Origin of the sequence: Amycolatopsis sp. NPDC051061 (genome assembly GCF_040682935.1) — a bacterium.
GTDB lineage: Bacteria > Actinomycetota > Actinomycetes > Mycobacteriales > Pseudonocardiaceae > Amycolatopsis.
The window spans coordinates 311,491-335,686 of sequence record NZ_JBFBBZ010000005.1 but is presented as its reverse complement, the minus strand read 5'-3'; the positions used below and the strand labels follow the sequence as shown (position 1 = coordinate 335,686).

The window sequence follows — 24,196 nt, the reverse complement described above, 5'->3', positions numbered from 1 at the left end:
AAGCCTTCACCACGTCGCCTAGCACTTCGTCGGCGGCGCGTCGGACAAACGCGTCCTTCGCAGAGCTGAAATTAACAACATAGTCTTGAAATCATCAGATTGGTCTTTCTCATGAACTCGCACATCACCTTTCACACCATTCAAGAAGCGGCCTGGCTGCTCGGCGTGTCCCGCGCCGCGGTGAGCCGGGCGATCCGGACCCGCGAGGTGCGCGCCACCCGCTGCCGGTCCGGGCTCCGGGTGTCGTCGACCGAGCTGGCCCGGCTGCTGGGCACGCGTCAGGCCGGAGGTGCCGCATGAGCGCCGACGACCTGCGCCTGATCGGGATCGCGTGGCGGCTGGACCGGCTGCGCTGGGTGCCGACAGACGTCCTGACCAACGTCGTGACCACCGAGGGAGTCTGCATGTGGCCCCCGCCGGACGACGGACCACCCGACGCCCGCAGCGACGGCGAGCTGGCCGAACGGCTTTGCGGCGGGTGCCCCGTCCGGGACGAGTGCCTGGAGCTGGAGTTACGGACGGCCGGCGTCGACACGGTCGGCGTCTGGGGCGGGACGACCGACGACGACCGACGCGCGCTGCACCCGCTCTGGCTGCGGCGCGGCGAGCGGACCGATCGGGGTGCGCGATGAACGGACTCACCGTGACGCCCACGCAGATCCTCGCCGGCGTCGGCGTGCTACTTGTGCTGTTCTGGGTCTGGCGTGCTGGTTCCCGCCGGGCGAAGGCCGCCGCTGAAACCGCTCGGAGCGGGGCGCGGCTCGTGTCGCTGGTCGGACGGGTGCTGTTCAACGCCGGACTGATCGTCGCCGTCCAGTGGGTCGTGATCGCCCACCCGGGCAACCGGTGGCTCTTGTTCGCCGTGCTCGGGTTGCCCGCGCTCTTCGCGTCGTACGCGCTGACCCGCGCCATGACCGTGACCACGGTCGACACCTCGAAGCGGGGTGGTCGGCGATGAACCGGGCACAACGGCTCGCGCAGGACGCGGCCGAAGCCGCGGAGGTGCGCGCCTACCAGACCCATCCGGACGTCGTCGCGCTGCGGATCGAGCGCGTGCGGCGGCAGGTCGACTGGATGTGCTGGTCCGGGATCGTGCTCGGGCTGGCGTTCACGATGACCAACGTCCAGGGCTTTGCCTCTGCAGGGACGGGGCCGGGGTCACTGCCATGGCTCGCCGCGTGGGTTCTCGACCCGACCGTCTCACTTGTACTGCTCGCGATCCTGCGGGCTGAGCAGGTGACCGCGCGGTACCAGGTCCGGACGGGCGTGTGGGTGCGGCGGGCGAAGTGGTTCACGCTCGCGGCCACGTACGTCATGAACACCTGGACGTCGTTTGCGGCCGGTGAGGCAGCGTCGATCGTGCTGCACTCCGTTCCTCCGCTGGTCGTGTTCGTCGCGGTCGAGGCGATCACCGATCTGAGGGACAAGCTCACCGATGCCGTGCTGGTGGCGGCTGAGCGGCATGCCGGCCACGAGGAGCCCGCCAAGGCTGGGCGGCGCGTCCTGTTCGCCGATTACCTCGCTATCGCTCGCGAGATGTGGACGCCGGACGTCGAGATCACGCCGGCGTGGGTGCGGCGGGCTACCGGCTGCTCGCGCGGCCTGTCGCCTCGGCTGGCACGGACGCTGCGGTCGGAGGTGACCGATGACTGACTCACTGCCGGTCAAGGCCGACCCTGTGCTCGAAGGTGAACTGATCGACGACACGCTGCCGCAGCCCCGACCGCGCGAGCCGAAGCGGAACCGCTTCATCCTGTGGTGGCGGCACTCGCCGCGAGTGCCGCTGTGGCTCAAGAGCAAGCCGCAGGCTGTCCAGGCCGGAAAAGACGCCGTCGTCGCGCTGGTGAAGTCGCCGTGGCGGTACATCGGTGCCGTTGTCCGTGGGCTGGTCGTCGGTGTGCGGTGGTGGCGCGGGTGGGTCACCGTGCGGGACTACCGAACCGCTGCTGAGGAGTCGGAGAAGCTCGCCGACAAGTTCACCGAGATTCGGGCGCTCACGTTGTTCCGGTGGAAGGTCACCGGTGCGGTCGTGGTCGTTGCTGTCGTCGCCGTGGCTGTCGTTAACCTCGTGTACGGCGGCGATCCTCTGTGGATCGGCGGCGCCGTCGCGTCCTTTGCTCTGGCAGTCCTCGGACGTAGGAAGGATGGCAGCCCCGGTCGGAAGCCGGCGCTTGCCGGGCCGCGCACGCTGACGTGGACGATGGACCCGCAGGTCCTGCTGGATGCGTTCCGGGACGCGAAGCTGATCGGCAAGGACGAGGCTTTGCGGCTGGTCGAGCGGGCGACGCGGGTCGGCGACGGCTGGGCCGTCACGGTCGACCTCCCGGCGACGCGCAAGGCGGCCGACGTGGTGAAGAACCGGGACGCGCTCGCGTCGGCGCTCGCCGTCGACGAGGTTCAGTTGATCGTCGAGCGGGTCCGAGGCAACGGTGGCCATGCCGGACGAGTCTCGATGTGGGTAGCCGATGAGGACCCGTACGCCTCGCCGCCGCTGCGCACGCCACTGCTCGGCGTGGCGCAGTGGGATGCATGGCGGCCGATCCCGTTCGGCCGGGATGCCCGAGACCGGCGGATCGACCTTCCGCTGGTGTGGACGTCCCTGCTCGTCGGCGCTATCCCTCGGCAGGGCAAGACCTTCGCCGCACGGCTCGCGGCGGCTGGACTCATCCTGGACGCGTGGGTGCGGCTGTACGTGGCGGACTTCAAGGCCGGGAAGGACTGGGATGCGGCCGGCCTGGTGGCGCATCGGTTCATGTCCGGGGACGAGCCCGAACACGTCCTGGGTCTGGTGGATTGGCTGGTTGAGCTGGTCGGGGAGGTTCAGACGCGGTTCCGGCGGATGCGCGACCTGGACGACCTGACGTGTCCGGAATCGAAGGTCACACCGGAGATGTCCCGCGACAAGCCACTGGACATGCCGATCACTGCCATCTTCATCGATGAGGTCCAGGTTCCCTTGGAAGACCGCACACCCGTTGATGTTCAAGGAAAGAAGCTCCCGGCGGGCGAGTACGTCGGCGAGCTGCTGACGTGGCTCGCGAAGAAGGGACCGGCGGCGGGGATTGTGCTCGTCCTGGCGACGCAACGTCCGGACTCGAAGACGATCCCGTCCGGTCTACGCGCGGTGCTCGGGTCGCGGTTCGCCCTGAGGGTCATGGACTGGCGTGACTCGAACATCGTGCTCGGCGAGCAGATGAACACGCGCGGATTCGACTCCTCGCGTCTGCTCCCCTCCCACAAGGGCGTGGGCATCCTGCGGCCGGACGGCGACACGTCGGCCGGGGCCGACGTGCTTGCGATGACGGTCCGGACCTACTACATGCCGAACGAGGACTGGCGGACCATCTGCGAGCAAGGCCGCGCATTGCGCGAGGCTGCCGGGGCGCTGACCGGGCATGCGGACGGACAGGACACCGCGCCCGTGCTCGACCACGCCGCGGTTGTGAAGGCAATCGGTGCTGGTCAGGCTGGCGATGCCCTCCGGCCGGCGGGCGATCTGCCCGCACTGCTCGCGTCGATCGTCGAGTACCTGGGCGACGACCTCGCCCAGGACGGCCGGGACTTTGTCCCCACCGCAGAGCTGCTGGACGCCTTGGAGATCGACCGGAAGACGCTCGCCCAGGAGATGGCCGACTGGGGTTGCCGACCGACGCGGGACCGTGTGACCAGCGAAGACGGCGAGACACGTCAGGTGCGCGGATACCTCACGGCTGAAATCAGGAGCGCTATCGGCCGCGCGGCCGATGACGTCGATGCGGCTGACGAGCGTGGGCAGTCATGAGCGCCGCACGTTCCGAAGATCCGGCAATCCAGGTTATCCTACCTGCGGGATTACCTGAGCTGACGCCTGCTGTCGCGCGTGCGCTCCTGGCCGTTCTGATTGAGGTTACTGAGGTGCCGGTGCTGGACGCCCCGGCGGAGGAGGTGAACCGTGGCAGCTGAAATCATCAGTGACCCGTGGACGACCCTGGATGACATCCTGGGCCTTGAGATCGCCGACGTGGTGGACGACGGCATCGGAGCGATGGCGGTCTATGGGCGGTGCTCGACCGAGGACAACCAGGACCCTGCGACATCGCGGGGTTGGCAGTTCGGGAACGCGCGCAAGTTCGTCGAGCCGCTCGGCGGGCAGATCGTGACAGAGTTCTTCGACATTGGGCAGTCGCGCTCTGTCCCGTGGGAACGCAGGACGGCGGGGGCACAGCTGCTCGCGGCGTTGAAGGACCCGCGACGCGGGTGGAACGCGATCGTGGTCGGCGAAGGCACCCGCTGTTGGTTCGGCAACCAGTTCTCCCTAATCGCACCGAAGTTTGCCGCCTATGGCGTGGATCTGTGGGTGCCGGAGCTGGGCGGGAAGTACGACGCGCGGAACCCGTCGCACAAGATGCTGATGAGCGTGCTCGGCGGGATGAGCGAGTCCGAGCGGCAACACGTTCAAGCGCGCGTCCGGGCAGCGATGGACGCGCAGGTGATCAACGAAGGACGGCACCAGGGCGGCCGGGCACCGTACGGGTACGTCGTTGTCGACAGTGGACCCCACCCGAATCCGCGGAAGGCAGCCGAAGGATTCAAGCTGCGCGCGTTGGCACTCGACGAGACGACGGCAGACGTGGTGCGCCGGATCTTCGCCGAGTATCTGGATGGCAACGGCGATCGAGCGATCGCCAACATCCTCAATCGAGACGGCATTTCCTGTCCCTCAGCGCATCGGCGGGACCAGAATCGGCACCGGCTTGCCGACGGCTGGCAAGGCAGCTCGGTACGGGCGATCTTGGACAACCCGCGATACACCGGCTACGCGATCTTCGGGCGCTGGACGAAGCATGAGACGTTGCTCGATCCGGAAGACGTCGCTGCGGGCCACGTCGTACGGTTCAAGCGCGCTGCTCCCGACCGGATCGTACGGTCGCGCGTGCAGGCACATCCGGCGATCGTGTCCGTGGAGACGTTCACGCGAGCTCAGCTCCTACGCCGGTCGAAGTCGGCGGGTGGGTTGAAGACGGCGCGCAAGGCCGAGCGCGGCGGCCGGAAGACCGCGCGGGCGTATCTCCTGCGCGGTCTGCTCCGATGCGGGGTGTGCGGCCGGAAGATGCAAGGCGCCACGATCAGGAAGGGCGCCTACTACCGCTGTACCGCGCGCACGATGGCGCCGGGTTCGTTGAAGCTGGCGGACCACCCGAAGACGGTCAACCTGCGCGAAGGCGTGGTCGTCGAGGTGATCAACGGATGGATTCATGAGCTGTTCCACCCGGATAACCGCGACCGAACGGCGGCCGCGCTACTCGGGTCGGACGGCAGTCAGGTCGGCGGCGGTGCGTTGGACGCAGTGAGAAACCGGCTGGCGGACGCGGAGGCACGGCTACAGCGGTATCAGGCCGCGATTGCGGCCGGCGTCGAGCCCGAGGCGCTCGTCGACCCGATGAACCAAGCACAGGCAGAACGAGCCGCCGCGAAAGCACAGATCGAAAGCGTTCCAGCCGGGGCGAGCGTCACGGCCGCCGAGATCTACGCGAGGATTGACGGACTCGGCGACGTCTGCGGGACTCTGGCCGACGCGACCACGGCTGGCATGAGCCGCCTGTACCGCGCGCTGAACCTAGAGCTACGCTACGAACCAGAAGAGCTGGCCGTCTATGCGACGACCAGCCCGGGTGTAGATAGTGCGTGTGTCCGAGGGGGGACTCGATCACGGTTTGTGGTGAACTTTCCCCTCTGTCGGGGAAAGTTCATAGAGTCACTGTATCAGCAAAACTCTAATAGTCGAAGTCGGATCCGTCGCTCGGACGAATGAATTCGCTCGTCCACGGGGCGAAAGCTCGGGCCAGTGTCTGGTGCGGCTCGAGGGCAGAAGGATCTCGAGTCGACTTCATGGCGGCCGCGCAGACAACGGCCTCGCCTACCGCCTACAGCCGGGTAGAGTCGGTTGACCGAGTAATCCCGGCTGCGCCTGAACCGACGCAGCCCGGCGGTATCGACCAGGCCCGAGCGCAGTCGAGAGGTGAGTACAACACCCTCGCAGCCATGGGAGTGCGTGCGGTACTTGCGATGTCCGGTCGTGGCGACAAATGGTGAAGCACGGGCGTCGGCATCGTGACACCATGACTCGATGATCGGCTCTCCCTGGCACACCGTCGTCGGCACCTTTCCGATCGCTCTGGCGGCGCAAAGGTGACGAATGGCTCCACCGTTTCACCCGAGCGATGGCGGAATCGTCGACAGCGGTCGAAGAGCAGCGCTTTGACGCCACAACGACGCCCTTCATTCGGATCACGCTCCTCCAAGAGGGCCTGCGATCAAAGACGGTCGTACTTCTCGCCGACGCCGCCGACTCGGTCGTCGTCCTGCTGGCCGGTCCGTCAGCCGCCGACGAGTCCCTGGTCGCCGCGGTCGGTTCAGCCGCACAGCACGCAACCGGCACGCTGGGTACGGACGGCGAACCGATTCCCTGGACGGCGATCATCGGTCCCGGCCCTGACCGGCCCGGTCATCGGGCAAGTCGGCTCGGCACAGCGGTGTCCGTTGGACCGATGCGGTTGGCCTCCACCGAGCAACTGCTCGTCGAGCCGGACTTGTTGACTCAGCAACCACTGTCCGGTTGGGCCATCACGCACTCGGTTCCGATCCTCGTCAGCGGAACGTCACGCGGCTATGACTGGACCCCCGCAAGCATCCACGCGGCTCGGGCCCTGCACACGCTATGCGGAATTCTCTCGGTGGCGACGGACGACACCATCATCGTGCGAGCGACCCCGGCACCGGTCGACTGGGGAACTCGGCATCTTCCCGCGAGCCCGGCGTGGTATCAGCATCCGGACGGCATGACCGATGAGTTCAGCCTTGCCGACGCGAAGACATTCGATCCGCCCGAATGGGTTGAGCCGGCCTGGAACCGCTGTCAGGAACAGGCCTACCTGATCGCCGCCATGGACGCCTACCTTGAGGGACTTCAGCTGATGACAAGCCACCCCTCGCTTGCAGCGGTGAGCTTCGTCGCCTCGGTCGAGGCGATCGCGGCCAGGCTCTTCAAGTTCGAACGGTGCGAGACCTGCAAAAACCGGAAGGACCTGGACCTGGCTTTCAAAGCTGCTCTCAGGAAGGTATCGAGCGACGACGACGCCGAAGTACTCGACTCCATTTACAACTCGCGCTCGAGGACCGTCCACGACGGACGCCTTCACGGCGGCGAAACCACCCCTGGTGTCCCGTACCGTGCTGTCTGGAGCCGGAACTCGGTCGATGACTTCCGCGGGCGGACGCTGTGGCGCCTTCGGAGTGCAACCCGGCGCCTGTTGGAGTGGAGCCTGACCACTCCTCGGCCGGCCCGCGTTCCCCTACCACCGCAATTCGCCTAAACGGCCGTTGACGCCCGCGGCCCACAATTGACGGGACGTCGTTCATCGGTCGCGAATCACCCTACAGAACTGCTGGTCGGTGCTGCGCCGTCACGACCGCGACGCCGTCGCCCCGCCCGACGCTCCAGTCCACACCGACACCGAGCACCTGGCCGGTGAGACGCGGACCTTCGACGTTGCCGCCGGTGATCGGGATGACGCGCCGGTGCCCGGCCGGCGTCACTCCCGCGTCGATCGGTTCGGCGATCAGCACCTCCAGGTTCGCCACCAGCTCCAAAGTGAGTTCGGGGTGGGTCATCGTCACGCGTCCCTTTCCGGAAGTCCGCCGAGGGTGCTCAGAAGCCGGACGAGGCGGCCGGTCAGCACCTCGGGATCGAGGACCTCCTCGTCGCCGAGCAGCCAGGCGTTGATCAGCGCCCCGGCACGACCGGTGACGAACATCGCGAGGTCGTCCACCGTCCCGGCCTGCACGTGGTCACCGAAGAACTCCCGGACCGCGTGACGGTTGAGCGGCGCGAGCAGGTCGCTCAGGGCCGTGGTCAGCGCGAACGCGCACGGGCCGGTGAGCGGGGCGCGGCACGAGCTGCCGGCTGACCCCGGCGGCCTCGGCCAAGTCGGTGACCGGGATGTTCGGGCTTGCCCCGTGCGGACACCAGCCGCACCGCCGCCGCGCACGACGCCGGCCGCGAACCCGCGGCCCGGCGGTCACGCCCGTCGGCGCTGTTGATGCTCACCTGAACCTCATAGACACGTGTCAAAAAACTGGCAAGAGCGCCGAGCCGGCGGTCATGCGGGCTCGGGCGGCCGCTCGCCGAGGTAGGCACGTTCCAGCAGGCCGGGATCGGCCGCGAGCCGCGACGCCGGGCCGCTCAGTACCGTCTCCCCGTGCACGAGGACCACCGCGCGGTCCGCGAGCTCCAAGGCCAGCCGCACGTGCTGCTCGACCAGCACCACCGCCGCACCGGTGACTTCGGCCATGCGCCGGACCGTCGGCAGCAGCTCTTCGACGATCACCGGTGCCAGTCCCATGCTGAGTTCGTCGATGAGAAGGACTCTCGGGTCCTGGATCAGGGCCCGGCCCAGGGCCAGCATCTGCTGTTCTCCGCCGGAGAGCACCCCGGCCGCGACTTTCAGCCGCTTTCGCAGTGCCGGAAAGAAGTTCAGCACGTCATCCACCGTGCTGCCCCGGCGCCGGCGAGCGAGCGTCAGGTTGTCCCGCACCGTCAGCTGCGTGAACAGCGCCCGGTCGTCGGGCACCAGGACCAGACCGCTCCGGGCGACGGCTCGGGCCCGGCCAGGCCGTACCTCTCGGCATTCCAGGGCCATCGTGCCGCCCAATCCCGGCAGCAAGCCCGCGAGTGTGAGCAGCAACGTCGTCTTGCCCGCACCGTTGGGCCCCAGCAGAGCGATGACTTCTCCCGGCGCCACCTCCAGGTCGAACGCCCGCACCACCGGACGTCCCCTGGTGTACCCCGCGGCCAGTCCTTCGCAGGCCAGCAGGGCGTTCATGGCGCGACCTGCGCACGGACCGGAGTCGTGCCCAGGTAGGCCGTGGCGACCCGGGGGTCCGCCTTGATCTCGGCCGGAGTTCCCACTGCGATCACCTTCCCGATGTCCAGCACCACGATCCGGTCGCACACCTCGAGCACCAGCCCCATGTCGTGGTCGATCAACAGCACCGTCACGCCGGCGTCCCGGACGGCTCTCAACCGGTCGCCCAGCCATCGGCTCTCGGCACTGTCGAGACCCGCCGCGGGCTCGTCGAGCAGCAGCATCCGGGGACGCCCGGCCAGAGCACGCGCGATCGACACCAGCTGCCGTCGGCCCTGCGACAGTTCGCGCGCCGGCTGGGCGCGGAACCGGCCCAGGTGCAGCGTCTTGAACAACTCCTGCAGATCCGGCCCGCCCCGGTCGCCGCGCCGGGCCGCGGTCTCTCCGACCAGCACGTTTTCCTCCACGCTGAGGTCCTCGTAGAGCTCGATGCCCTGGAACGTGCGGCCGAGACCCGTTCTGCTCCGCTGGTGCGGCTTGAGCGACGAGATCGGGCGCCCGTCGAACTCGATCGTTCCCGTCCCGGCCTGGTATCCGCTGATCGCGTCGAGAAGGGTGGTCTTCCCGGCGCCGTTCGGGCCGATGACGCCGACGATCTCGCCCGAATGCACGGCGAAGGACACCGCATCGACTGCCACCACACCGCCGTAGCGAACTCCGACGTCGCGCACCGAAAGCAGCACCTCCCCCGGTTCGGGCGCAGGCAATCGGTCCTGCGTTGCCGGCTCGGTGAGCGCATCGCTGTCCTGGTCGTCGTCGTCGACGACCGGCCGGCGCCTCAGTTTCGCCATCAGTTCGTGCGCCGGTCCGACGAGACCCTCCGGGTTCGTGATCACGGTGAACACCAGGCCGATCCCCATGATCACGCTGTACCACTCTCCCAGCGACAGGGCCCGATCCAGGAGCACGGCCAGCAGACCGCCCGCTCCCATCACCCCGGCGACGACACCGCCGGAAAGTGCCGTGATGCCCGCGAGGTAGGCCGTGGCGAACAAGCCGAGCCCGCCGATCACGGTGAACATCTCCGCGTCGGCGACGGTCTGCTGGTAACCCAGCAGAGCACCGCCGAGCCCCGCGATGAACGCCCCGATCGCGAAGGCGACGATCTTCGTGCGCGCGACGTCGACGCCGGCCGCGGCGGCCGACCGTTCGTTGGCCCGGACCGCCAGCATCGCCGCGCCGAGCCGGCTGCGACGCAGCCAGGCCACCCCGAGGCCGACCAGCACCAGCACCACCAGGCACAGCAGCGCGAACGGCATGCGTGGATAGGCGTCCCCGGCACCGATGCCCAGGTCGAGCCCGAACAGGCGGGGTGGCGGGATCTTCGAGCCGTCCAAGCCGCCGTTGAGCTCGGTGTTGCGGAACCAGAATGCCTCGAGCGCCACCGCCAGTGCGACCGTGACCACCGCCGCCGGGAGTCCGCGGATGCGCAGGGCGGGCAGCCCGATCACGACACCCACCACCATCGCCACGACGGCAGCCAGCAACGGCGCGAACGGGAACGGGATGCCCCACGCCGTGCTCAACCGGCTGAGGCTGAACGCGCCGACGCCCGCCAGCGTGAGCTGGGCCAGCGAGATCTGACCCGCGAACCCGGTGACGACCACCAGGGACAACGAGATCACGCCCAACGTCAGCGAGGTGATCACCGCGGCGCGAATGCTGCCGTGGGCGGCGACGAGGACGACGACACCCAAGCCGGTGCTCATGATCGCCGGGGCCAGGACCCGGTCGGGTCGTGGTGCGCGGCCCAGTGTCTGCCGGATCATCGCGCCGCGGCCGGGCAGTGGCCGCCCGCGGACGAGCAAGTAAGCCAGGATCACGGCGAGCGGCACCAGCTGCGCCATGCCGGTCTGGGGCAGCCACGACCACTTTCCCTGCAGGAACTGCAGTTCCGACTGCACCATCCCGATGATCAGGCCGGCACCCACCGCGGGGACGAGTGCGGTGAAGTTGCCGACCAGAGCCGCGGCCAGGGCGGGCACGATGAACAGGGTGTAGGAGATCGGGACCAGGGGCACGATCGGGGCGATCAGGATGCCGGCCAGCCCGGCCACGACCGAGCTCAGTGCCCAGTTCGCCACCGCGATCCGCTCCGGCGACAGCCCGCTGACCAGAGCGCCCTTCTCCGACTCGGCCGCCGCTCTCGCCGCCAGCCCGAACTTGGTCAGCCGGAACACCAGCGCCAGCACCACGGTCAGGACGACGACGACCGCGGCGAACCACAACCGGTCACCCGGGATGCGCGCCCCGGCCCAGTCCACGGTGCCGTTCGGCAGAATGGGCCTGACCGACACGGGTGCGGTGCCGACCCGCGCCGCGAGCACGGCCTGGATCACCAGCATCACCCCGATCGAGGCGACGGCCTTCGCCACCGGCGGCGCGGACCGCAGTGGCCGGAAGACCAGCCCGTACAGCACCACCCCGAACCCGGCGCCGAGCGCCAGTGAGATCGCCGCCGCCGGGACGAGCCCGAGCGGCTGACCGAGTCCGATCGTCTTGGGCAGACCCGGGATCGGGATGAGAAGCTCGCCCTTGCGCAGGAACGCGTAGGTGTAGGCGCTGTAGAGGGCGATCGCTCCAGTGGCGAAGTTGACCACCCCGGAGCTGCGGTAGGTCAGGACCAGCGCCATCGCCAGCGCGCCGAACACCGCGCCGTTTCCCAGCCCTAGCAAGAGGAACACGACATACTGGCTCATCGTCGGGACCGTTCTACTTCGCCAGCAGCGGCGCGGGATCGACGCTCCGGACGTCCTCCAGCTTGCCGCCGGTCACCGTGCCGGTGACCTGCTTGGCCGAACATGCCGCCTTCAGCCCCGGTATCGCGGCGGCGTCACAGGTGAACGTGTTGCCGTGGCCCGCGGGCAGCACCACATTCTTGGCAGCACCCAATGCCGTGGCGATCGACGCCGGTGTGACCTCGCCCGTCAGGTTCTTCAGCGCGCGGACCAGGCCGAGCGCACCCTGGTAGCCGACCGCCGCATACCCGCCGGCCGGGGTGTCCGGGCTGTACTGCTTCATCACCTGCCGGTACAGCTGAGCCTCGACGTCGTCGCTGCTCGTGTCGAAGCTGCTGAACACCTGTGCCCCGTCCAGGGCTGAGCCCAGGGCGTCGACGACCTCAGGGGCCACGCACGGCTGGAGGATCATCCGGCCGGTGCCACCGCCGAGCGTGCTCATGGCCTGGAGCACGGAGGTGCACACGGTGGATTCCCCGACGATGCTGATGGCATCGGGCTTGTCCTGCAGCGCGGCACTCACCTGCGGCGAGGCGTCCGGCGTGCCCGCCGCGATCTTCACGATCCGCAGGTCGACGCCGGCCTTGGTGAAGACCGGCTTGCCGACGGCTTCGGCGCCGGCGACCGCGGACGGCACGTCGATCACGAACGCGGTGACCTTCTTGTACGCTTTTTCCTTCGCGTACGCGGCCATCGAAGCCAGGTTCGCCGCGAAGCCACCGGTCCAGGAGAAAGCGTTGGTGCTGGTGCTTTCGGCGTTGCTGGTGGCCACCGCGGTCGTCCAGGGAATACCGGCCTGGGTCACGATCGGGACCATCGAACCGCCGAGCCCGCTGCTCGTCAGCACGACGGCGGCGACCTTCTGCTCGACCATCTGGTTGGCGCAGTCGCGAGCCGTCGCCGGTTCCTCCTTGGTCTTGCAGACCACGAACTCAATCGGCCGGCCCGCGATCCCGCCGAGGTTGTCGTTGGCGTACTTCCTGGCGGCGTCGGCGGCTTCCCGGGTCTCGGGCTGGCTGATGCCGGCTCCGCCCTCGTTGGTGATCAAGCCGATCTTCACCGGTTCGCCGGCGGCCTTCTTGCCGGGGAACGCACTTGCCAGCGCGGCCGGCCGTTCCGTGCTGCCGGCACTGCCGGCGTCACTGCCGTCTCCGCACGCCGCCAGCAGGAGGCCGGTGGTCGAGAGCAGCAAGATCGACACCCGTGCCCGGCGTGCGCACGCACCCGAATCGAACATGTCTGTTTCCCGGGGATTCGGCGAGTGCCCGGCACTCGCTGCGGTCGGCGAACAGCAGCGTGACGGGTCCAAGCCGCGGCCACGCTGCCGCTGGAGGAACTCAGTGGACTCGGCAGTTCGTACCGAGGTCCACCGGGGTGACTATAAGAGTGCATCCTAAACGCGATAGCCATCATCTACAAGAGTCGATGAAAACACAGATATCGCCTTGACGTGCAAGAACGAGGCAGATTCCCGCGCCGTGGAAAATTTTCAGTATACTCATTTGAACCCCGTCGCGAGACTCCGGAGAGCTGCGTCGAGGTAGCCCGCCAGATCGGCGTCGGCACGTCTGGACCAGCAGTCGTAGGCGGCGCAGCAGACGGCGAGTACCGCGCGGCCGGCCACGAGCGGGTAAAGGGAGTCCGCGGGCTGACCGGAACGGCCGCCGACATAGGCGCTGATCGCACGCTCCCACGCGCCGTAGCGCACAGCATCGCCGTTGACGAGACCTGGAGCGGGCCCGGCGAGCAGACTCATCCGCGTGCGCAGCGCGGGCAGGTCCTCGACGCGGTACGGGTTGGCGCCGAGCACGGCGCGGCGCACGGCCTCCAGCACCGGCAGCTCGCCGGGCGGGTCGGCGAGCAGCTCGCGGATCGTCTCGACCTCGCGGTCGAACTCTTTCCACCGCACGTCGGACTCCCCTTCGTGGCCGTTCACAGCCGGCTGGTTCCGCGCGGCCGTCACCGGTTCACCGTCCGCCGACCGCTCCACTCCTCGCCTCCCCTTGCGGTCCCGAGCCGGGGGACGTCTCGCGCGGCAACCCGAGTCCCCGCTCCGCGACCTGGGTGCGCAGGACCTCGTTGGCGCCACCGGCGATCGTGTAGGCACGCGAGTACAGGTGTGCGTCCTGCCACCAGCCGCCGGCCACCGCGTCCGGGTCGTCCTCGGTGAGCAACCCGTCGACGCCTTGCAGCCGGACGCCGGACGCGACCAGGTCGTGGTTGAGCTCGCTGAAGAAGATCTTGCCGAGGGCCGCGTCGGCGGGCTGCTCGGTTCGGTGCAGCAGCCTTGACCGCCCGAGACCGACCATCGCGGCGTTCACGTGTACTCGGGTCGCGAGTTCGCCGATCAGCTGCCGGGTAGCGGAGTCTTCGAGTGCGGGCCGGCCGCTGACGGAGGTGTCTTCGGCGAGTCGCAGCAGGTCCTCGAGCGAGGCGAACAACTCCACTCCGCGCGCGGCCACGCCTGAGCGTTCGTGACCGAGGCTGCTCATCGCCACCCGCCAGCCGTCGTTCACCTCGCCGATCACGTTCGCGGCCGGGATCCGGACGCCGTCGAAGAAGACCTCGGCGAAGTCGGTGGTACCGGTGATCTCCCGCAACGGCCGGACTTCGACGCCCGGGCTGCGCATGTCCAGTGCGAACGCCGTGATGCCCTGGTGCTTGGAGGCGGTGGGATCGGTGCGAGCGAGGAGGTAGCCCATGTCGGCGTGCTGGCCGTTGGTGGTCCACACCTTCTGGCCGTCGACGACGAAGTCCTCGCCCTCGCCGCGCGCCCGGGTCCGCAACGCCGCCAGGTCGCTGCCGGCGCCCGGCTCGCTGAAGAGCTGGCACCACAGGTCCTCGCTCGAGCGGATCCGCGGCAGGAAGCGGGCTCGGTGGTCGTCGGTGCCGTAGTCGATCACCGCCGCCGAGGCCAACGCGGCCGCTCCGACGGGTGGCCACGTGCGGGCCCGGGCGATCTCCTCGGCCACGACGAACGGTTCGAGCGGATGCGCGTCGGGCCGGCCGCCGTACTCCGCCGGCCAGGTGATCCCGAGGAAGCCCGCCTCGTACAGTTTCGCGATCCACGCCCGGATCGCCGGCATCAGGCCAGGGGCGGGCGCACGGACGCCTGCGTGCGTCTTGGTGCCCGGCGCGTGCTCGGCGACGAACGCCCGGACCTTGTCCCGGAACGCTTCGAGCTCCGGCGTGGACTCCAGCTGCATCGCGGCCCCTTCCTCCTAGTCGTGACCCATTATGAGGTCACTCTAAGCCCGATATAGATCATCGGCGAGCCTCAGTTTCCCTCGATCTACTCGACGTGCGTTGCAAAAGAGGATACTTTCCTTGAGTGAACTTCGAGCTCAGCGACGAGCAGGCGATGCTGCGTGCGGCGTCGCGCGACCTGCTCTCCGACCGTGCCTCGATCGACGCCGTCCGGGCACGGCTGGATGAGGACGAGGACGTCGACCCGGCGCTCTGGAGCCTGATGACGCAGCTCGGATGGCCCGGCTTGGCCCTCCCGGAGGAGTACGCCGGCGCCGGTCAGGGCCTGGTCGAACTGGCGCTCGTCGCCGAGGAGATCGGCCGGGCCGCGGCGCACGGGCCCTTCCTGCCCACCGCGCTCGTCGGACGCGCGCTGGCCCATGGTGCATCGCCGCAGTTGCAGGCCGAGGTACTGCCGACGTTGGCCTCGGGCGCGGCCTGGGCGACCTGGGCGTTCGCCGAGCCGCACTCGCCGTGGACCCTCGACGGCATCCACACCACCGCGCGCACCGACGGCGACACGGTTGTGCTCGACGGCGTCAAGACCGCGGTGCAGGACGCGGGCGGTGCGCGCTGGCTGCTGGTGACCGCGCGGCACGAGGACGCACTGGCATCGTTCCTCGTCGACCGCGACACCCCGGGCGTCACCATCCGGCGTCAGCGGACCCTCGATCTGACCCGCTCGTTCTCCGAAGTCCGGCTCGAAGGCGTCCGGGTCCCCCCGAGCCGCCGCGTCCACAGTGGTCCCGCGGACGTGCAGCAGCTGCTCGACGACGCTTCGGTCCTGCTGTCGGCGGAGACCCTCGGCGTCCTGAACCGGCTGCTGGAGATGACCGTCGAGTACCTCAAGGTGCGCGTGCAGTTCGGCCGCCCGCTGGGCACCTTCCAGGCCGTCAAGCACAAGTGCGCCACGATGGCGATGCTCGTCCACGGCACCCGGGCCGCCACCTACTACGCGGCGATGGCCGCCGACGCCGGTGCCGCCGACGCCGCCCGGGCCGCGTGTGTCGCCGCGTCGTACTCGAGCGCCGCGACCGGGGACGTGGCCGGCGAAGCGCTGCAGCTGCACGGCGGAATCGGCTTCACCTGGGAGCACGACCTGCACCTCTACCTGCGCCGGGCCGAGACCGACGGCGTCCTCTACGGCGACGCCGCGGTCCACCGGGACCGGCTGTGCGACCTGGTCCGGCCGGCTCCGGCGGCGAACTGAGACACGAAAGGGAGTCAGTGGAGATCAAGGGCAAGAAGGCCGCGGTGTTCGGCGGGGCGTCCGGCATGGGCCGGGCCTGCGCCGAGCTGCTGGCGGCCCGTGGGGCCGACGTAGCCGTGCTGGACCGCTCCGGCTCGGCGGGTGCCGAGGTCGCCGCCGCGTTCGGCGGCAGCTTCCACCCCGTCGACGTCACCGACTTCGAGGGCACCGAGAAAGCGCTCGCCGCGGCCGTCGAGGACCTTGGGGGGCTGCACGTCACCGTCACCACCGCCGGCGGCGGCGTGGCCAAGCGGACGTTGTCCAAGGAGGGTCCGCACGATCTGGAAACGTTCCGCCAGGTCCTGGACCTCAACGCGGTCGCGACGTTCAACATCAGCCGGCTCGCCGCGGCGCACATGAGCCGCAACGGACCCGAAGACCCCGAAGTCACCGGCGAACGCGGCGTCATCGTCAACACGGCGTCCATCGCCGCGTTCGAAGGCCAGATCGGCCAGGTCGCCTACAGCGCGGCCAAGGCCGCCATCGCCGGCATGTGCCTCACGATGGCGCGCGACCTGGGTTCGCTGGGCATCCGCGTGCTGGCGATCGCGCCGAGCCTGTTCGAGACCGGCGCGGTGTCCAAGATCCCGGACGACGTGAAGACCGCGCTCGTGAAGGACGCGGCGTTCCCGAAGCGCCTCGGACGCCCGGAGGAATACGCCAAGCTGGTGCTGGCCATCGTCGACAACCCCATGCTCAACGGCCAGTGCCTGCGTCTCGACGCCGGGCAGCGGTTCGCGCCCCGATGAACAGTATCCCCAACCACGGCCCGGCGGTGCGTCGCAACGGACGTCGGCCGCCACCCGACTAGACTGAGGGTACGCAACATCTGTCCGGAGGAGTTAGCGGCATGACGACTGGCGTCGACCTCGAGTCCGCCGACGGCGAGCGGGAGTCCGACCTCGCCGGCGACGGGACCGGCGCGAAGGTCGGCACGCTCGCCGCCCGGATCGCACACCGCATCGAGGCGGACGTGATGCGCCGGGGCTGGCCCGTCGGTGAGTCGCTGGGGTCCGAACAGGACCTGCGCGAGCACTTCGGCGTCAGTCGTTCGGTGTTGCGGGAAGCGGTCCGGCTGGTCGAGCACCACCAAGTCGCGCGGATGCGCCGCGGCCCCAACGGCGGGCTGCTCGTGTGCGCCCCCGACGCGGGCCCGGCGACCCGGTCCATGGTGATCTACCTCGAGTACGTCGGCACGAGTGTCACGGACCTGCTCCAGGCGCGCCTGCTGCTGGAACCCATCGCCGCCGGGCTGGCCGCGGACCAGGTCACCGAGGAAGGCATCGAGACCCTTCGCGCCACGCTCGAGGAAGAGCTACTCCACGGGGGCGAACTGGGCCTCGGGGAGCAGGATCCCCTGCACCCGCTGCTCGGCAAGCTGTCGGGAAACCCGGTCCTGCACCTGTTCGTCGACGTGCTCACCCGCCTCACCGCGCGGTACGCGCACACCTCCCGCCGCGTCCCCAAGGCGGAGGTGGCGACGTCGAAGGAGACCTCCCGCGAGGCCCACCGGGCCATCGCCGACGCCGTGATCGCCGGTGACGGCGCCCGCGCCCAGACAACGCTGACCGCGCACGTGGAGTGGGTGGCGGCCTGGATCGAGAAGCACCGCGTGCACCGCACGAAGATCTCGGGCACGGTGATCGAGCCCGAGATGGTCGAGGGGCCACGGGCCAAACTCGCCGAGGTGGTCGCTGCCCGGATCCACGACGACATCGCCGCCCGCGGCTGGCAGGTCGGCTCGGCGCTCGGCTCGGAGGCCGATCTCCTCGCTCGGTACGAGATCAGCCGGGCCGTGTTGCGCGAGGCCGTCCGGCTCCTGGAGTACCACTCGGTCGCCCGGATGCGCCGCGGCCCCGGCGGCGGCCTGATCGTCGCGGCTCCCGAGCCGCAAGCCAGCATCGACACGATGGCGCTGTTCCTCGAGTACCAGGGCGTCACGGCCGACGACCTGCGGATCGTCCGTGACGCCATCGAGCTCGGCACTGTCGCCCGGGTGACCGCGCGGCACGCCGAGGGTAACGGCGAGGTGGCCGAACGCCTCGCCGCGGCCGTCCGCTGGCCTACCGAGGGCCCGGCCGATCTCCCCCGCAAGGCCGACAAGTTCCACTCCGAGCTGGCCGAGCTGGCCGGCAACCCCGTGCTGTCGCTGTTCCTGAGCATCATCACCGAGCTGTTCCGCCGGCACGCCGCCGGCCAGGACCGGCCGCTGCCCGGCGACTCGGCGGCCGACGAGGTCCAGCACGTGCACCAGCGCATCTTCGACGCGATCCTCCAGGGTGACGCCGGGGTCGCCCGGCACCGGATGCGCCGTCACCTCGACGCTCTCATCCCCTGGTGGCACTGAGTCCCCTTCACGGCTCTTCGGGTCAGCCGGGGACGCTGAATCGGGCCAGTTCGTGCGCCACCATGCCGTCGAGGTCCAGGGCGGGCGGTGCGGGCACGTCGACGGCGCCCTCCCGGGTCGGCAGGAGCACCACGGCCGTGCCGGGGGTGGTGACCTCACCGCGCTGGTTCTCGCAGCGCACCGCCAGGTGCACTTCGCCGCGGCCGTCCACCAGCTGCTTGCCGACGACCTCACCGCGTACCCACGTGGTGTCGCCGAGGTAGTTGAACTTGCGGTGCTCGCAGCGCAGTTTCCACAGCCAGCCGTCGTCGCCGATCCAATCGGTGAGCAGGTGGCTCAGCCACGTCTCGCGCATGCCGCCGTAGTCGTAGGAGTTCGGCAGGCCCAGCTCGGTCGCCCGCGCGGACTCCCAGTGCAACCGCTGCACCGTGTCCGGGATGTTCAGCCCGTTGGGCGGGTAGAGCCCCGGGGCCTTGCGCCGGATGTCCGCGGCGATCTTGAACACCCCCGGCGGGGTGAGCTGCATCCCCCAGCCGAGGTGCCAGACGATCACGTCCGTGGTCGTCAGCGGCCCCTTCACCTTGGGCGGCAGCGGTTCGCCGATCTCGACGTCCTCCCAGTAGCGCGGCTCGGCGCCGCGCCGCGTCTCGGCCGCGTACGCGGCGTCGATCTCGGCGAGCTGCTCCGGTGTGTACGGCTGCTGCTCCAGCTTCTCCTTCGCCCGCTTCTTCGACGTGTGCCGCTCGGCGTTGATCCACGTGCCCCGCCGGACGGCGTGCATCTCCCCGCGGCCGTTGGTGTAGAGGTAGTCCTGGGTGACGTGCGCGGTGCGCCCGCCGAAGCTGCTTCGCTTGGGCTGCACGCCCACCTGGGTCTGGAGCACGCGGCACCGGTCCCCCAGCCGCAGCGGCCGCCACCACTCGAACTCCATGACGGCCTGGTAGGAGCCGAGCCCGGCGAACGGGTCGCCCTTCAGCAGCGCCTTGGTCTCGGGGTCCGGCTTCGGGGCCGCGTCCTCGCCCATCGTGTAGAGGAACGTCGGCGGCGCGACCAGCGATCCCCAGCGGGAACCCGTGGCATACGAAGGGTCGCAGTAGAGCGGGTTGTCATCGCCATAACCGAACGCGAAGTGCCGGACCCCGTCCCAAGTCACTTCGTAGTTGTGCGGCGGATTTCGCTGGGGATTCGGGACGCCGAGCCGGCGGCGGGACCGCTCGATCGTTTCGTCGGTCAGCAACCCGAACTCGGTGGTCGTCATCGCAGGTTCTCCTCGTTCGCAACCGTGTCGGCCGTCAGGCGCCGAGCATGTTCAATCCGCCGTCGACCGCAATCAGCTGTCCCGTCATGAACCGGGCGCCCGCGCCGGCCAGGAACACCATGACCGGTCCGAGATCCGTCTCCGCATCGCCGAGCTCGCCGCGCAACGGCATGGTCGTGCGCAGGCGCTCCTTGAACACCGCGGCACGCTCCTCACCCAGGTGCGCCCACAGCCGTTCGGCGCCCGGTGTGCCGACCGCGGGCGCCAGCGCGTTGACCGTGACCCCGAACCTCCCCCACGCCGCGGCCGCGGACCGGGTCCACGCGTGGACGCCGGCCTTCGCCATGGCGTAGTGCGGGGCCAGCGGATTCCCGCGGACGCCCTCGCTCGAGCCGAGGTTCACGATCTGCCCGCCGTCGCCACGCATGCGCTCGAACGCCGCCTGGTTGGCGAGGACCGTCGACCGGAGGTTGGTGTCGAGGACCAGGTCGAGCTCGTCGTCGGACAACGACTCCGGGGTGCTCGGGCGCCAGCTGCCCGCCGCGTGCAGCAACACATCGAGGCCGCCCAAGGCCGACGTGGCCTGCTCGAACGCGGCATAGACCGAACGGCGGTCCCGCCCGTCGCACGGCAGCCACTCGCAGCGTCCCGCGAGGTCGTCCGGTGGTGGTGTGGTGTGGAAGAGCCCGACAACCTGCGCTCCGGCCTCGAGGAACACGGTGACGGCCGCCGCGCCGATCCCGCCGGCCGCGCCCGTCACGATCACACGCCGCCCGGTGAGTGGCGCGCTCATGCGTCCGCCATCTCGAGGACGATTTTTCCGCTGGTGCGGCGTTCGGCGACGGCGGTCAGCGCGGCCGCGACGTCGGAGAGCGGATGCACGCGGGACACCAACGGACGCATCCCGGCCCGGACCATCCCGGCGAGGGCGCGCTCGGCCGCGTTCGTGGCGTCCGGGTCCTCCCGGCGGATCATCCGCGCCTCGAACCCTCGCACGACCAGGTTTTTGAGCAGCACCAGGTTCAGCGGGATGCGCGGTATCGCGCCGTCGGCGAAGCCGACCGTGACGAACCGGCCGGCCCGGCGCAGTGCTCGCAAGGCGGCTTCTGCGTGCTCGCCGCCGACCGGGTCGATCACCAAATGGGCGCCCCCGGTCAGCTCCCGGATCCGGATCTTGAGGTCTTCGCGGACGTAGTCGATCCCGGCCTCGGCGCCGAGCTTGCGCGCGATCGCGAGCCGTTCCTCGCTCGACGCCGCGGCAACCACGTGCAGTCCCAGCCGCGTCGCGACGTCGACCACCGCCGAGCCGACCCCACCCGCCGCGCCGAGCACCGCCACCCACTCCCCCGACGTGGCCCCGCCGACCGTCACGAGAGCGTGGTACGCGGTGGTGTAGGTGACGTGAAACGCGGCTGCGTGCACCATGTCGAGGCCGTCGGGGATCGGGCGCAACGCCTCGACCGGCGCCACGACCTGCCCGGCGAACGCACCGCTCAGTACCGCCCCGGCCACGGGTGAACCCACCGCCGGCCCGGACACCCCCGGTCCCAGCGCGGCGATGACGCCGGCGAACTCGCTGCCGGGCGTGAACGGCAGCGGCGCCGAGACCTGGTAGCGGTTCGCGGCGATGAGCACGTCGGGGTAGTTGACCGCCGCGGCGTGCACCCGGACCACGACCTCACCCGGACCGGGCTCGGGATCGTCCAGTTCCACGACCGAAATTCCGCTCGGCGGGCCGTAGTCCAAGCATCGAGCGGCCTTCATCGCGCACTCGCCGGCATGGCCGGGTCCCGGGGCAGGCCCAGCAGCTGTTCGGCGATCGTGTTGCGCTGGATCTCGGCCGTCCCCGCCCCGATCGTCGACGCGCGGGTGCGCAAGAAGCCCCACACCCAGCGGCCCCGCTGCACGGCGTGCGGGTCGTCCCGGCCGAGCACCCCGTACGGGCCGAGCAGCTCGACGGCGAACTCGTGCAGGTCCTGCTCGAAGGTGACGACGAACAGCCGTGACGTCGACGACGCCGGCCCCGGCTCACCGCGAGCCAGGATGTCGGCGATCGTCCGCATCCCGGTGTAGCGCATGATCCGCACCCGTACCTCAAAGTCCGCGAGCCGCTCGCGCACCAGCGGATCGGCGGTCGCGCCGCGCTCGTGGGCCAGCTCGATCAGCTCGTCGAGCACCCGCCGGTACCGTGCGGCCTGGTTCATCGCTCCGGCCGCGCGTTCGTGGCCGAGACTTGTGCGCACCAGCGGCCACCCGCCGTTCTCCTCGCCGACGCGGTCGGCCACGGGGACCCGGACGTCGGTGAAGAAGATTTCGCAGAAGTGCGCGTCGCCGGTGAGGTCACGCAGCGGCCGTACGACGACACCGGGGGCCTGCGCGTCGATGAGCAGGTAGCTGATCCCGCGCTGCCGCGACTCGGGTGTGCCGGTGCGGACGAGGGTGAAGAGGATGTCGGCGATGTCGGCGGAACTGGTCCACACCTTCTGCCCGTTGACGACGTACTCGTCGCCCTCCCGCCGGGCCGTCGTGCGCAGGGCCGGGAGGTCCGAACCGGCGTCGGGCTCGGAATAGCCCTGGGCCCAGACCGTGTCACCGCGCAGCATCGGGCGCAGGAACCGCTCCTTCTGCTCGGTGGTGCCGTACTTGACGATCGTGGGGGCCGCGATGCCCAGGCCCGTGCCCAACGGCCCCGGCACGCGCGCGCTCGCGTACTCCTCCTGGTAGATCACCTGACGAGCGAAGCTCAGCGCCATCCCGCCGTACTCGCGCGGCCAGCTCGGACCGGCGTACCCGGCGTCGAACAGCGCGGCCAGCCACGTCTTTTGCCACGCCAGCCGGTCGGCGGGATCCTTCGGCCGCCGGCCGGGATGGTGCTCCGCCAGGAACGCGCGCAGACGCGCCCGGAAGTCGTCATCGGTCTCGGATGCGTCGTCGCGCCGGGCGGTCATCCGGCCGCCCGGATCCCGACCAGGTCGGCCAGCCGGGCCCGGTGCGCCGCCGGCGCGCCGAACAACTGCTCGGACGACTTGGCGCGCCGCAGGTGGAGGTGCGCGTCGTGCTCCCAGGTGTAGCCGATCCCGCCGTGGATCTGGATGTTCTCCTTGGCCGCGTGGGTGTAGGCGGCCGAGCAATAGGCCCCGGCCACTCTCGCGGCCACCGGCAGCTCGTCCCCGGCCGACGCCGCGTGGTAGGCGGCCGACCGTGCGGCCTCGACCGCCAGCAGCACGTCGGCGCACTTGTGCTTGATCGCCTGGAACGTCCCGATCGGACGTCCGAACTGGACTCGGACCTTCGCGTAGCCGACGGCCATGTCGAGGCACGCCTGTGCGCCGCCGACCTGCTCCGCGGCGAGTGCGACGACCGCCAGATCGAGCGCCTTGTGCGGCGGCGAATCGCCGATCCGCACCGCGGGCGCGTCAGCGAAGTCGATCCGCGCCAGCCGGCGTGTCGGGTCGAGCGTCTCGAGCCGGGTCCTGCTCACCCCGGGAGCGCTGCCTTCAACGGCGAACAGCCCGGTGCGTGCGACCACGAGCAGCAGGTCGGCCGTGTGCCCGTCGACGACGAACATCTTGGTGCCGGACAAGGTTCCGTTCGTGGCGGTGGTCGCGATGTCGTCCGGCCGCCCGCTTTCCTCCGCGACGGCGAGGGTCGCGGTCAGGGACCCGTCGGCGATGCCGGGCAGCCACCGTGACTTGGCCGCGTCGTCACCGGCGGCGGTGAGTGCCTGACCGGCCAGCGCCACCGTCGCGAAGAACGGCGACGGCAGCAAGACCCGCCCCAGCTCCTCCAGCACGATCCCCAGTTCGACCGGGCCGCCGCCCGAGCCGCCGTACTCCTCCGGCACCGCGACGCCGTGCAAGCCGAGTTCGTCGGCCATCCGCCGCCACAGAACCGGGTCGTGGCCTTCCTCGGACTCCATCCAAGTGCGCACGGCCGCCCGGTCGGTCAGGAAACGACGCACCAAGGCACGCAGTTCCTCCTGCTCCTCCGTGAACGCGATCACCGCGGCGTCCTCGCGCGCAGGTACTCGGCGAAGTCCGGGATCAGGGCGCGGTCGACGATCTCGATCCGCACCCCCGACGGGTCCAGATGGTAGGCGAACAGGGCCGGCGTGCCGTCGAGCACCGCACCGGCTTCGAACGCGAAACCCGCCTCCTCCAGCAGTTTCGACGTCGCCGGGACGTCGTCACAGAAGTAGCCGAGGTGGTGCGCTGCGGCTGTCCATGGCGTGCCGGGGACCTCCTGCACGAGTTCGAGGTGCGGTGCGTCGAGTGAGTAGGCGTACCGCAGCGGCAGCACCTGCTCGCCGTCCGCAAGCCGGATCGTCAGCTCGGCGGCCTGGATCGTCGTCCACCGGTAACCGGCGACCTCACCCAGCCGCGCCATCGACGCTTCGAGGTCCGGCACCACGATCCCGGTGTGGTAGAAGTCCGCGGTGCGCAGCGGCGGTGTCAC

General features: G+C 69.8%; 23 protein-coding genes. 10 read left to right on the top strand and 13 right to left on the bottom strand.

Annotation, left to right across the window (positions count from 1 at the left end; translation table 11 throughout):
• Window positions 1–111 precede the first annotated feature (111 nt).
• The 7 genes from AB0N03_RS09755 (at window position 112) to AB0N03_RS09725 (ending at window position 7,352) form a co-directional block, all read left to right on the top strand.
• Entirely contained in the window at window positions 112–300 is a 189-nt protein-coding gene (locus AB0N03_RS09755; RefSeq protein ID WP_364368083.1) for an excisionase family DNA-binding protein, read from the top strand.
• Window positions 297–632: a WhiB family transcriptional regulator gene (locus tag AB0N03_RS09750; protein ID WP_364368080.1), complete on the top strand. Its 336-nt coding sequence runs from the start codon at window positions 297–299 to the stop codon at window positions 630–632. Before AB0N03_RS09755 ends, AB0N03_RS09750 begins: the two co-directional genes overlap by 4 nt.
• Complete coding sequence (locus AB0N03_RS09745) at window positions 629–958, top strand: hypothetical protein (protein ID WP_364368077.1); 330 nt, start codon at window positions 629–631, stop codon at window positions 956–958. The genes AB0N03_RS09750 and AB0N03_RS09745 overlap by 4 nt, the downstream gene beginning before the upstream one ends.
• The gene (locus AB0N03_RS09740) at window positions 955–1,653 is read left to right on the top strand and encodes a hypothetical protein (protein WP_364368074.1); all 699 of its coding nucleotides are present in this window, start codon (window positions 955–957) and stop codon (window positions 1,651–1,653) included. Before AB0N03_RS09745 ends, AB0N03_RS09740 begins: the two co-directional genes overlap by 4 nt.
• The gene (locus AB0N03_RS09735) at window positions 1,646–3,781 is read left to right on the top strand and encodes a cell division protein FtsK (RefSeq protein ID WP_364368071.1); all 2,136 of its coding nucleotides are present in this window, start codon (window positions 1,646–1,648) and stop codon (window positions 3,779–3,781) included. Before AB0N03_RS09740 ends, AB0N03_RS09735 begins: the two co-directional genes overlap by 8 nt.
• A 150-nt stretch (window positions 3,782–3,931) precedes the next feature.
• Window positions 3,932–5,791, top strand: a complete 1,860-nt coding sequence (locus AB0N03_RS09730) for a recombinase family protein (protein ID WP_364368068.1) — start codon at window positions 3,932–3,934, stop codon at window positions 5,789–5,791.
• A gap of 409 nt (window positions 5,792–6,200) precedes the next feature.
• Entirely contained in the window at window positions 6,201–7,352 is a 1,152-nt protein-coding gene (locus AB0N03_RS09725) for a hypothetical protein (protein WP_364368065.1), read from the top strand.
• 61 nt (window positions 7,353–7,413) lie between these two features.
• On the opposite strand, the gene AB0N03_RS09720 is transcribed toward AB0N03_RS09725, so the two are convergent.
• The 7 genes from AB0N03_RS09720 to AB0N03_RS09690 form a co-directional block, all read right to left on the bottom strand.
• Window positions 7,414–7,650, bottom strand: a complete 237-nt coding sequence (locus AB0N03_RS09720; protein WP_364368063.1) for a DUF3237 family protein — start codon at window positions 7,648–7,650, stop codon at window positions 7,414–7,416.
• Between the two features lie 2 nt (window positions 7,651–7,652).
• Window positions 7,653–7,823 carry a hypothetical protein gene (locus tag AB0N03_RS09715; protein WP_364368060.1) on the bottom strand — a complete coding sequence of 57 codons (171 nt, stop codon included), beginning with the start codon at window positions 7,821–7,823 and terminating at the stop codon, window positions 7,653–7,655.
• 315 nt (window positions 7,824–8,138) lie between these two features.
• On the bottom strand, window positions 8,139–8,861 hold the full coding sequence (locus tag AB0N03_RS09710) for an ATP-binding cassette domain-containing protein (protein WP_364368057.1): 723 nt from the start codon (window positions 8,859–8,861) through the stop codon (window positions 8,139–8,141).
• Window positions 8,858–11,602 carry a branched-chain amino acid ABC transporter permease/ATP-binding protein gene (locus tag AB0N03_RS09705; protein ID WP_364368054.1) on the bottom strand — a complete coding sequence of 915 codons (2,745 nt, stop codon included), beginning with the start codon at window positions 11,600–11,602 and terminating at the stop codon, window positions 8,858–8,860. The genes AB0N03_RS09710 and AB0N03_RS09705 overlap by 4 nt, the downstream gene beginning before the upstream one ends.
• Before the next feature lie 13 nt (window positions 11,603–11,615).
• Window positions 11,616–12,878, bottom strand: coding sequence for an ABC transporter substrate-binding protein (locus AB0N03_RS09700; RefSeq protein WP_364368052.1), 1,263 nt, complete (start codon window positions 12,876–12,878; stop codon window positions 11,616–11,618).
• Between the two features lie 261 nt (window positions 12,879–13,139).
• Window positions 13,140–13,550, bottom strand: a complete 411-nt coding sequence (locus AB0N03_RS09695) for a hypothetical protein (RefSeq protein WP_364368049.1) — start codon at window positions 13,548–13,550, stop codon at window positions 13,140–13,142.
• A 58-nt stretch (window positions 13,551–13,608) separates the two neighbouring features.
• Entirely contained in the window at window positions 13,609–14,847 is a 1,239-nt protein-coding gene (locus tag AB0N03_RS09690; RefSeq protein ID WP_364368046.1) for an acyl-CoA dehydrogenase family protein, read from the bottom strand.
• Between the two features lie 125 nt (window positions 14,848–14,972).
• Between AB0N03_RS09690 and AB0N03_RS09685 the strand changes: the two genes are divergently transcribed.
• The 3 genes from AB0N03_RS09685 to AB0N03_RS09675 all read left to right on the top strand — a co-directional run bounded on the left by AB0N03_RS09685 (window position 14,973) and on the right by AB0N03_RS09675 (window position 18,483).
• Window positions 14,973–16,097 carry an acyl-CoA dehydrogenase family protein gene (locus AB0N03_RS09685; protein WP_364368043.1) on the top strand — a complete coding sequence of 375 codons (1,125 nt, stop codon included), beginning with the start codon at window positions 14,973–14,975 and terminating at the stop codon, window positions 16,095–16,097.
• 17 nt (window positions 16,098–16,114) lie between these two features.
• Entirely contained in the window at window positions 16,115–16,885 is a 771-nt protein-coding gene (locus tag AB0N03_RS09680; protein WP_364368041.1) for an SDR family NAD(P)-dependent oxidoreductase, read from the top strand.
• Window positions 16,886–16,986: 101 nt separating this feature from the next.
• Window positions 16,987–18,483 (top strand): FCD domain-containing protein, encoded by a 1,497-nt coding sequence (locus AB0N03_RS09675; RefSeq protein ID WP_364368039.1) that lies wholly within the window; start codon window positions 16,987–16,989, stop codon window positions 18,481–18,483.
• 22 nt (window positions 18,484–18,505) lie between these two features.
• Here AB0N03_RS09675 and AB0N03_RS09670 read toward each other — a convergent pair whose 3' ends face one another.
• From AB0N03_RS09670 to AB0N03_RS09645, 6 genes are read right to left on the bottom strand one after another with little or no spacing between them, the layout of a single operon-like run.
• On the bottom strand, window positions 18,506–19,741 hold the full coding sequence (locus tag AB0N03_RS09670; RefSeq protein WP_364368037.1) for a MaoC family dehydratase N-terminal domain-containing protein: 1,236 nt from the start codon (window positions 19,739–19,741) through the stop codon (window positions 18,506–18,508).
• Window positions 19,742–19,775: 34 nt separating this feature from the next.
• A complete protein-coding gene (locus tag AB0N03_RS09665; protein WP_364368035.1) occupies window positions 19,776–20,534 on the bottom strand; it encodes an SDR family oxidoreductase in 759 nt (252 codons plus the stop codon).
• Window positions 20,531–21,505, bottom strand: coding sequence for an NADPH:quinone oxidoreductase family protein (locus tag AB0N03_RS09660; RefSeq protein WP_364368033.1), 975 nt, complete (start codon window positions 21,503–21,505; stop codon window positions 20,531–20,533). Before AB0N03_RS09660 ends, AB0N03_RS09665 begins: the two co-directional genes overlap by 4 nt.
• On the bottom strand, window positions 21,502–22,689 hold the full coding sequence (locus AB0N03_RS09655; RefSeq protein ID WP_364368030.1) for an acyl-CoA dehydrogenase family protein: 1,188 nt from the start codon (window positions 22,687–22,689) through the stop codon (window positions 21,502–21,504). Before AB0N03_RS09655 ends, AB0N03_RS09660 begins: the two co-directional genes overlap by 4 nt.
• Window positions 22,686–23,744 carry an acyl-CoA dehydrogenase family protein gene (locus tag AB0N03_RS09650; protein ID WP_364368027.1) on the bottom strand — a complete coding sequence of 353 codons (1,059 nt, stop codon included), beginning with the start codon at window positions 23,742–23,744 and terminating at the stop codon, window positions 22,686–22,688. Before AB0N03_RS09650 ends, AB0N03_RS09655 begins: the two co-directional genes overlap by 4 nt.
• Entirely contained in the window at window positions 23,741–24,196 is a 456-nt protein-coding gene (locus tag AB0N03_RS09645) for a VOC family protein (RefSeq protein WP_364368024.1), read from the bottom strand. Before AB0N03_RS09645 ends, AB0N03_RS09650 begins: the two co-directional genes overlap by 4 nt.